Source organism: Curtobacterium sp. MCBA15_005 (genome assembly GCF_001864855.1).
Taxonomy (GTDB): Bacteria; Actinomycetota; Actinomycetes; order Actinomycetales; family Microbacteriaceae; genus Curtobacterium; species Curtobacterium flaccumfaciens.
In genome coordinates this window covers 1-202 of sequence record NZ_MJGL01000038.1, presented here as the reverse complement: position 1 = coordinate 202, position 202 = coordinate 1, and the positions used below count along the sequence as shown (strand labels likewise).

The window sequence follows — 202 nt, the reverse complement described above, 5'->3', positions numbered from 1 at the left end:
TCGTCCTGGCGCTCGCCGGTGCCGGCTACGGGCAGCAGGCGCCGCTGCTGTGGTGGACGAGCGAGATCGCCGCCGCGGCCGGGTGTGAGGTCGTCGCGCCACGCTGGCACGTCGACGAGGCTGCCGGTGCCGATCCGGTCGGGTTCGTCGAGACCGCTGTCGCCGCGGCGATGGGAAACCGGCTGCCCGACCTCGTCGTCGC

Annotated in this window: 1 protein-coding gene; it reads left to right on the top strand. The window is 74.8% G+C overall.

What is annotated here, in order from left to right:
• Positions 1-202, top strand: a 202-nt coding sequence (locus tag BIU89_RS18605) for a hypothetical protein (RefSeq protein ID WP_441294454.1), incomplete at both ends; no start/stop codon positions are given.